Origin of the sequence: Leisingera aquaemixtae (assembly GCF_019801145.1) — a bacterium.
GTDB lineage: Bacteria > Pseudomonadota > Alphaproteobacteria > Rhodobacterales > Rhodobacteraceae > Leisingera > Leisingera aquaemixtae_A.
In genome coordinates, this window is record NZ_JAHVJQ010000007.1 from 1 (window position 1) to 8834 (window position 8834).

Here is an 8834-nt window from a genome sequence, read left to right on the forward strand (position 1 = left end):
CCGCTTAACCATCTCAAATTGCCGGCGCAAGTTATGGCCGCAGGGGGCGATATAGTGGGCATAGTGACGGTCTTCCGGATCGCGGCCTGCCCACTTCAAACCTGCGGCCACAGCGTCGGTCTGCCACCGGTCTTGAATGCAGTGCGGGCACTGCGGCTGGCTGTTCATGAGAACAAAGATCTTGCTGGCGTGTGTCAGACCGCAGCTTTGGCAGGCTAGAAGCAGATGATACCGGTCTTTGATGCGCTGGACGATTTTGAAACCTTTTGCGCTGGCGGCGGCGCGCCAGTGGGGATGGACCGTTTGCGGGAAATGTTCGCAGGTTGAGTGGGGCATGGCAGCCTCCGCATAGGCAAAATTGGGCTGGGCAGGCGCCGGAACTGGCGCTTGCTGAAACTTCAGAAATGGCATGGCTGAGCCGGGCGCTGCGGCGTGTCCACTGCGGGGCGGGTCAGAAGAATGCTGGGATGGTGGGCTTAGTTGGGCAGGAAGTTCTGCGCTTCATCCGCCACAGAGAGTTCGATGAGAGCGTTCATCTGGCGCGCGCCGGTCTGCAGCAGCGTCTGGCAATCACCATCTTCAGCGGTGAACAGCTCCAGGTTCTCAAAGTACAGATGTTGAAACCTGCGAGCCTCTTCCGGCCCTGTGGACTCGATGAGGAAGTGCAGCAGCATGCTCATGCGCTGCATTGGCAAATCTTCGGCACTGACCATCTGTGCGGTCAGGATGTCGCCGCTGAGTTTAAGGCAATCCTGCCATTTGGCTTCAGCGGCCTCTTGGATACCGGTGGATGCGGGATCCCACGAAAGAGCGTGCGACAGATCACGCTCCAGTTCGAGGGCTTCGTCCACTGCCTTGGTCAGCGTATCGAAGGTGCGGGTGATGAAGGTGGGGCTGCCATCTGCGACAGATGCGGGCTGCAGGGCTTTCAGCGCGCATGCGCGCGTGATACGGCAAGTATCAGCCATAGTCGGTCTCCTTCCACGAGATCGGTTTGGTTAGGGCCGGGCGGGGAGCTTCCACCTTCCCCTCGGCCCGTTGCAATTGTGTGCAACTAAATGCAATATGCACCCATTGAATATGAATGTCAACTGCACACAAGTGAACACATGGCCAGAACATCAGCGATATCTGTACGAGTGACTGAAGATACCAAGAAAGCCGTAGAAAAGGCAGCGGCGGAGGATGACCGGTCTGTAGCCTCTTATGTAGAACGGCTTCTGATCGCGCACCTTAAAGAACAAGGGTATCTGCAAAAGTAAGTGCGGGCGCCTGGAGGAAATGACCCAGGTGTCTGGTTCCAACTTCGCATGATCGGCTTGCTGCCCTTCCAGATTATCGAAAAACAATAAGTCATCCCAGGCCCCCCGGCAGGGCGGGTCCAGCAGGCTGCTGACCGCAGAAAGCATGTTTGGGCGGAGCCCGGACTGCGACCGAGGAGGGGATCGAAGGGGATAGGTCAGTAAGCATCGGACATTGCAGGGGGGGGTGATTGCCCGCCCGCGCTAAGCTGTGCGGACAGGGTTGACTGACCGGTTTCTATAGATCTGCAGGTTGCCGATCTCTATCTCCGGCCTTGTATGTATCCAAAGACCTGCAAACCTGTGATGCCGCCGTTCGTCTTTTCTTCAGCATCCGTCGCTGTGAGCTCTGACCGGGCATTCGCCGTGCCAGGCGTGAATGACGGAAGACTGCCCGAAGCTGACCTCCTGTCGGCCGTATAGCCACGACGAGTTCGTATGCAGGTCCGGGCGGAGAGCAGTCATTCGCCGCCAGGGCGAGCTAGCCATTCCAAAACGCAGTAGAGCAGACATTTAGAAGCCTCAAGACCCCGGCCCTCCATAGCTGCAACGCGACTCTTTTTTGCCTTTCGCCGCATCGAATCTTCGTTGCGAGGCAGTTGCCCGCCCTCGAAACGGAATTTTCACCGGTTCTGATTTAAATAGGCGCAATGTTTGTCTGCCCGGCGCCAACGAAAATGCAAAAACTGCCTGAAATCAAGGTTTCTCGCCCGCTCTCCTTGGAATTTGCGGCGTTTCTGGCTCATATTTTAGCTCTGGCTTTGCCGCTGGTCATAATCCAGATCTTCGACAGGGTTATTCCGAACAACGGCTATGCCACTCTTGCAGTGCTTTTGGCTTTTCTGCTGGCAGCAGCTTTGGGGGAGGCCATGCTCCGGGCCGCGTCTGCCGCGGTTGCTGCGCGGGCGGCTGCCCGGTTTGAAATCGACGCTGCCGATCGTCTGGCTTATCTGACGCTGTTCAAGCGGCGGAAAGCTTCGGAACCGCATGACCCGGTTGAAACGCTGGCCCATTTCGACACGATCGAACGACTCCGCGCGATTTCGGCGTCGGAGGCGCGCCAGTCACGTTTCACACTTCCATTTGCGGCTGTCTTTGGAACGGCCTTTGCCCTGATTGCGCCAGGCCTGGTCTGGGTTCTTTGCCTGGCAGTGGTTGTTGTGATGCTTGCACAGTCAGGTTTGCGGAGCATGGACAAGGTCAATCAGGAGCTCTCGGAAAGGGCCAAGCGGAGTGCCGCCTTCGTCAATGAGGCCTTTGATTGCCTGGAAACGATAAAGGGCCTGCATGCAGAACCTTTTCTGGCGCGGAGACATGAAGCCCTGGCGCTTGGAGCTGCAAATGCCCGTGAAAAAACAACCTTGGCAAAGGGCACACGGCGTGCCCTAACCGAAACCGCGGCGGGCTCCGTTCCTGTTCTCATGGCCACCGCAGGGGCCTATGCCGTGGTGAACAATCAGATGACCGCCGGCGCGCTGGCCGCAGCAATCCTGCTGTCCGGCAGGATCATTCAGCCCCTGCTTCGGGCTCAGGCTGCCCGTGAAGCCCGATTTGCGCTGCGCCCTGCAGAGGAAAGCCTTGCCAGGTTTCTTGCGCAGCCGGCGCCCGCTTTGGCGGCGGCAATTCCTGGCAGCCTCGAAACACTGCGGGCCAAAGACCTCAGTGTATTCTGCTCTGAAGGCAGGGTGCTGCTGGACAATGTTTCTCTGGATGTCTCGGCGGGTGAGACCGTTGCAATCACCGGCCCTTCGGGCGGCGGCAAGTCAATTCTGCTGCAGGCTCTGACCGGGCGGCTGCTGCCGGACTGGGGGGATGTGTTTTGGAACCGCAACAGGATCGGCGATTGCGATCCCCGCCTGCTGGGCAGGCACATGCAGCTTTTGAAGCAGCATGCCAGGCTGCCTGACAGCACCGCCCTGGAGCTGATGACCGCAGGCAGCCCGGAACGGTTGCAGGATGTTCTGCGCATCTGCTCGGAGCTTGGAATGCAGAAATCATTCGCAGAACACCCCAGCGGCATGAATGCTCGGCTCGTGCAATCCGGATCGCACCACTTGCCGACCGCCGTCATCCGCCGCTTGCACATCGTGCGCGCGCTGGCGCTGCGGCCGGACATCATTATTTTTGACGAGGCCAATAGCGGGCTTGATGCCGAGGCAGACGGGTTGCTGCGGGAGTATTTCGTCGCTCACAAGGGCGAGTTCGCCCTGATACTTGTCTCGGAAAGGCCGTCTTACCTCCGTATTGCCGACCGGGTGCTGACCATGCGGGAAGGCCGTCTTGAACAGTTCTCTGAACCGGACGCTATTGCACAGAAGGCCCGCAGCGCATGAATTTAGTTGCCGCAAGTTCCGACTTCCGCCGCGATCAGGCGCTGGATCAGTTCGAAGGAGCAGTTGCGCAGGGGCTGCTGCCTGGCGTGCGGGCACAGGATCCGATGGTGGCGGCTTTCCTGCGTTGTCTGGAGCTACTGGATTGGGTGGATCCTGGCGTCGGGCTGTTTCATTCGATGCCCCATTTTCCAGGTGTCTTTTCGCTCGAGGACCTGCGCAATTCTTTCCACCATCTGGGGGTGGAAACCCGGCAGACCCCTGTCACATCCCGCGCGCTTCGGGCCGGAACAGGCCCGGCTCTTCTGATTGATGCGTCCGGATCCCCCTATGTCGCTGCAAATACTGATCAGCAGCGTGCGCTGGATCCTGTTTCCGGTGAACCACGGGCCTCCTTTGCCAAACCAGGCGACATACTTGTAACGTTTCACCGGCCTGACGAATTCGCAACACAACCGTCTTCCTGGTTCAAATCGCGCCTGTCAGCGATGAGGCGGGAGTTCCTGCGTCTGCTGGTGACGAAACTGGCAATTGCGGCGGTCTCCATAGCTTCCGCATTTGGTATCGTTGGCATCTACAGCGCCGTGATCCCCGCAAGAGCGCTTGATACGCTGCTTGCAATCGGGCTTGGGCTTGCCATGGTGATTGCGAGCGATCTTGCCTTCCGGCGCATTCGCGCGCGAACTGCTGCACGCGTTGCCGCCCGGTCGGACTATTTGGCCACCACAGAAGTTCTGGCCAAGATCCTGTCCCTGCCGATGGAGCGGCTGGGACAGAGCAGCGTTGCGGCGCAAGGGGCGCGGGCCAGGCAGCTCGCGGCAACACCCAGCGCCTTGACAGGTTCGGCGCTGGAGATTGCGTTTGATATCCCGATTGCGGCCCTGATGCTGACGGGGCTTGCGTTCTGGAGCTGGCAACTGGCGCTGATCCCGCTGGCCGTATGCCTGTTTTGCGGCCTTCTGGCCTGGGCCGCCTATCCCTTGCTCAAAGCCCGTTCCAGCGAAGCCCGCAAAGCACGGGCGCACTATAACGGCCTCGTGCATGAAATCTGCCATGGCCTCGGCCAAATTCACGCCAACGGGGAGGAGGACCGCTGGCTGGCTGCGGTGGCACGCGCCGGGCGCGCCAACGCCAGAGCCCAGCAGCGGGCCGCCGTGCTGCGGCGCACGCTGGATGCGGTAGCGGCATCCGCAGTTCCCGTCGCAGGCGGGCTAATCGCCGTTGCAGGCGCCCTGCTCGTCATGGAGGGCCAGATAACAAACGGGTCTCTTCTGGCGGCCATGGTTATCAGCTGGCGCGTGCTGGCACCCATACAAGGCGCTTACCAAGTCCTGAGCCGGGCGTCGGATTTCCGCAGCCAGATCAAACAAATCGATGCACTGATGGGGCTTCCGGACGAACAGGAGCGGCAGGCGGCCCCGCATGGGTTCGACGTTGACCGGTCAATAGAAATCCGCGGCGCAGTCTGCCGCTATCCTGGGTCCTCCAAGAACGCATTGAGCGGTATATCCTGCAAGATACCAGCTGGCAGCTTTGTGGCTTTGACCGGCCCGTCGGGGGCCGGCAAAAGCACCCTGCTGCGCAGTATAAACGGGCTGTGCCCGCTCCGGGCAGGGCATGTGATGATCGGCGGGGTGAACAGCCGCCAGCTGCCGGTAAGCGCCCTGCGCAGCCTGGTCGCACATGTTCCGGAAACCCCTGCCTTTATCCACGGCACGCTGGCGCAGAATCTGCGCCTTGGAAAGCCGTCTGCGACGGACGCCGAACTGGAAGAGCTTTGTGGAGTTTTCGGGCTGGCTCCCTTTCTTGCCAGCTTGCCCGACGGCATTCAGACGCGGCTGACGGCCGCACGGCAGGCCGTGATCCCCCGCGGAACCGCCCAGGCACTGGCGGTGGTACGGGCCGTTTTGCGTGAACCCGGTGTCCTGCTTCTGGATGATCCTGCGGACGCCATGGATTCCGAGCTGGAGGCGGCCCTCATGAACTGGCTGACCAGTCAGCGGGGGGATCTGACGGTGCTGATGGCCACGCACCGTCCCAGCCATGTAAGGGCGGCAGATTTTGAACTGAAACTCCGGTCCGGGTCTGCGGCCGGCTTCGGAAAACCTGAAAGGTGAGCGTGATGCCGAACCGCATGATGCCCTGGAGAAAACAGCACAATGCAGAGGACAGCGGGACCGATCCGGTGCAGCGCCGTTTGGCCATCGCCGGGCCGCTGGATGAGCCGCATGACGACGGGCTGTCGCGCTCCCTGATCTTCTGGATCGGAGGCGCCTTTGCAGCTGCTGTCACCTGGGCCGCGTTTACGCCAGTTTACGAAACGGTCGTGGCCGAGGGGCTGATCCTGCCACTGGACGGGTCCCGTCCGGCGCAGCACCTAGAGGGCGGGATCATTTCGCAGGTTCTGGTGCGCGAAGGCGACACCGTCGATTCAGGTCAGGTTCTGGTGCGGATGAATGTGGATGAAACCCGGGCTGCGCTAGCCGGCCTCCGCTCCCGCCAGGACGCCCTGAAAGCCGAGGCAGCTCGGCAGCGGGCTGTGCTTTCCGGAGAGGCTTTCATTGAGGATTCAGATGGCCCTTGGGTAGATCAATCCCATGTTTTCAGCACGCAGGAACGCGTTGCCTCTGCCGAAACCCGTATGCTGGCGTCGCGTGCGGAGCTTGCCAGAGTGGAACTGAAAGCCGCGCGCGAGGAACTGGCAGCCCTGGAGCACCAGGCGCAGCTGGCGCAGACATCACTGAGCCGGAAGGAGCGGCTTGCAGCAAGCGGCAGTGCAAGCACCGCCGCATTGGATGACACGAAACGCGTGTTGTCAGCCATTCGCAGAGAGGTGGCCGAAATGCGCGGGGAAGTTGCCGTAGCGGCCCTCAGGCTTGATCAGGCGGAATTGGCGCTTGTGCAACGCGAGGCAGAGAGGCAGGAGCTTGCTGCTCAGCGGCTTGCTGAAATCAATACAGAACTGGCCGGCCTGGAAAAAGAGGCTGCCCGCCTCAGCCCTCGCTTAGGCCGTGAAGTGATACTGGCACCGGTGGCCGGCAGGGTTCAGGATATGACCGTCGCAGATCCGGGCCAGGTTGTTGCCGCCGGGGCCGTGATCGCAACTGTTGTCCCCGTGGCAGGTGAGATGTTTGCCGAACTGGAAGTCCCGGCAGACAGGATCAGCGACATCACTCCGGGTCTCCAAGCAGTGGTCAAAGTGCTCACCTATGACTTCTCCCGCTTTGGAGGCATTCCGGCCGAGGTTTCACATGTCTCTCCTTCCAGCAACGTGGATGACCAGGGTGAGGCACGTTACCGGGTCAGACTGAGACTTCTTGCCCAAGAGGCAGTAAATGCAGAGGCTTTGCCTCTGCGGCCAGGCATGTCTGTTACTGCAGATCTTCAGACAGGAAAGAAAACGGTTTTGGAGTATTTCTTCAAGCCGCTGCGTGTTTTGCAGGATCGTGCCCTTACTGAGGCCTGACGTTTCTACGCCTGCAGAATTGTGCTGAGGACGTGTCTTCAACGCGCACTTAGCGAGTTGAAAAGTTGCAACATTGGATTGCCATACACTTTTTGGCTGATTTTACGGTGATGGAATGGATGTTCATCAAGAAAAGTCTGAGACAAGCATTCGTACCAGTACGCGAGAGCGTAGCGAAGAAGATGCAAGTAAGCGCAATAGTACAGAACTAGAAACTTTACAGACTGCAAGTGAAGCTTCGGGTTTCTCAGCAAGCGTCGCAGCCTTGCGCGCATTTTTTACGGATCAAGTCCGTGCGTTTTCAGAAAAATTCTTGGTGGGGAAGACTGAGGCTCCTGAATCCACTGCCGTCGACGGGGGCGAGGAAGCGTCACTGGACCCGCAGACCGTCGTTTCCGGAGAGGACCAGAACTCCAGCGCCTCCAGGTTTTCACAAGGCGTTAGTGAAGGAGGCAAGCAGGAGTATGAAACGGAAACGCAACTTCTTGGCGGCACGGGCAAAGAAACCGCTCCTTCAGAGGTTCAACCCGCTTCAATCGAACATATAGGTAACAGCTCTAACGCAGATGCAAACTTGGTGTCCTCAGTCCAAGGGACTGGCAGCGACGCCTCTTCGGACCCGGCGGATGAACCCGATGGCGAAGGCGGCGGCACCTCGGCCCCAGAGGGCGAGCCCGGCGGAGACGGCGGCGGCACCTCAGGTCCGGAGGACGAGCCCGGCGGAGACGGTGGTGAAACCTCGGAGCCGGAAGACGGGCCCGTCGGAGAAGACGGCGGCACCTCGGAGCTGGAGGACGAACCCGCTGGCGACAATGGTGGCACCTCGGACCCGGAAGACGATTCCACTGGCGACGGCGGCGGTACCTCGGATCCGGCGGATGAGCCTGCTGGCGACGGTGGTGAAACTTCGGATCCGGCGGATGAACCCGCTGGCGAAGGCGGTGACACCTTGGACCCGGAAGACGAGCCCGCAGGCGACGGCGGCGGCATCTCGGAGCCGGAGGATGAGCCTGGCGGAGACGGTGGTGGTACCCCGGGCCCGGACGACGAGCCTGCTGGCGACGGCGGCGGCACCTCGGAGCCGGAGAATGAGCCCGGCGGAGACGGCGGTGAAACTTCGGACCCGGAAGACGAGTCCGCTGGCGAAGGTGGCGGTACCTCGGACCCGGAAGACGAGTTCACTGGCGACGGTGGTGAAACTTCGGATCCGGCGGATGAACCCGATGGCTATGGAGGCACTTCGGATCCAGAGGACGAGCTAGCTGGTGACGGCGGTGAAACTTCGGACTTGGCGGATGAACTCTCTGGCGGTGACGGTGGCACCTCGGACCCGGAAGACGAGTCCACTGGCGACAATGGTGGCACCTCGGACCCGGAAGACGATTCCACTGGCGACGGCGGCGGTACCTCGGATCCGGCGGATGAGCCTGCTGGTGACGGTGGTGAAACTTCGGATCCGGCGGATGAACCCGCTGGCGAAGGCGGTGACACCTTGGACCCGGAAGACGAGCCCGCAGGCGACGGAGGTGGCATCTCGGAGCCGGAGGATGAACCTGGCGGAGACGGTGGTGGTACCCCGGGCCCGGACGACGAGCCTGCTGGCGACGGCGGCGGCACTTCGGATCCAGAGGACGAGCTAGCTGGTGACGGTGACACCTTGGACCCGGAGGATGAGCCCGCTGGCGGTGACGGCGGTACCTCGGACCCGGCGGATGAACCCGCAGGTGACGGCGGGAA

At 60.9% G+C, this 8834-nt stretch carries 5 protein-coding genes and 2 pseudogenes; 5 read left to right on the plus strand and 2 right to left on the minus strand.

Annotated features, from left to right (window positions below):
- Both KUW17_RS16705 and KUW17_RS16710 read right to left on the minus strand, forming a co-directional pair.
- Positions 1-411 (minus strand): annotated as a pseudogene (locus KUW17_RS16705) (hypothetical protein); the annotation flags it as partial.
- Between the two features lie 65 nt (positions 412-476).
- Complete coding sequence (locus KUW17_RS16710) at positions 477-968, minus strand: hypothetical protein (protein ID WP_261397254.1); 492 nt, start codon at positions 966-968, stop codon at positions 477-479.
- Between the two features lie 141 nt (positions 969-1109).
- On the opposite strand from KUW17_RS16710, the gene KUW17_RS16715 reads away from it, so the two are divergent.
- The 5 genes and pseudogenes from KUW17_RS16715 to KUW17_RS16735 form a co-directional block, all read left to right on the plus strand.
- Entirely contained in the window at positions 1110-1262 is a 153-nt protein-coding gene (locus KUW17_RS16715) for a hypothetical protein (protein ID WP_222481192.1), read from the plus strand.
- Between the two features lie 800 nt (positions 1263-2062).
- Entirely contained in the window at positions 2063-3634 is a 1572-nt protein-coding gene (locus KUW17_RS16720) for an ATP-binding cassette domain-containing protein (RefSeq protein ID WP_222481194.1), read from the plus strand.
- Positions 3631-5748, plus strand: a complete 2118-nt coding sequence (locus tag KUW17_RS16725) for a peptidase domain-containing ABC transporter (RefSeq protein WP_222481196.1) — start codon at positions 3631-3633, stop codon at positions 5746-5748. Before KUW17_RS16720 ends, KUW17_RS16725 begins: the two co-directional genes overlap by 4 nt.
- 5 nt (positions 5749-5753) lie before the next feature.
- Entirely contained in the window at positions 5754-7097 is a 1344-nt protein-coding gene (locus KUW17_RS16730) for an HlyD family type I secretion periplasmic adaptor subunit (protein WP_222481197.1), read from the plus strand.
- A 577-nt stretch (positions 7098-7674) separates the two neighbouring features.
- Positions 7675-8834 (plus strand): annotated as a pseudogene (locus KUW17_RS16735) (hypothetical protein); the annotation flags it as partial.

Coding starts and splice junctions, on each gene's coding strand:
- KUW17_RS16710 (WP_261397254.1), bottom strand. CDS start 968: ATGGCTGATACTTGCCGTATCACGCGCGCATGCGCGCTGAAAGCCCTG.
- KUW17_RS16715 (WP_222481192.1), top strand. CDS start 1,110: ATGGCCAGAACATCAGCGATATCTGTACGAGTGACTGAAGATACCAAG.
- KUW17_RS16725 (WP_222481196.1), top strand. CDS start 3,631: ATGAATTTAGTTGCCGCAAGTTCCGACTTCCGCCGCGATCAGGCGCTG.
- KUW17_RS16730 (WP_222481197.1), top strand. CDS start 5,754: ATGCCGAACCGCATGATGCCCTGGAGAAAACAGCACAATGCAGAGGAC.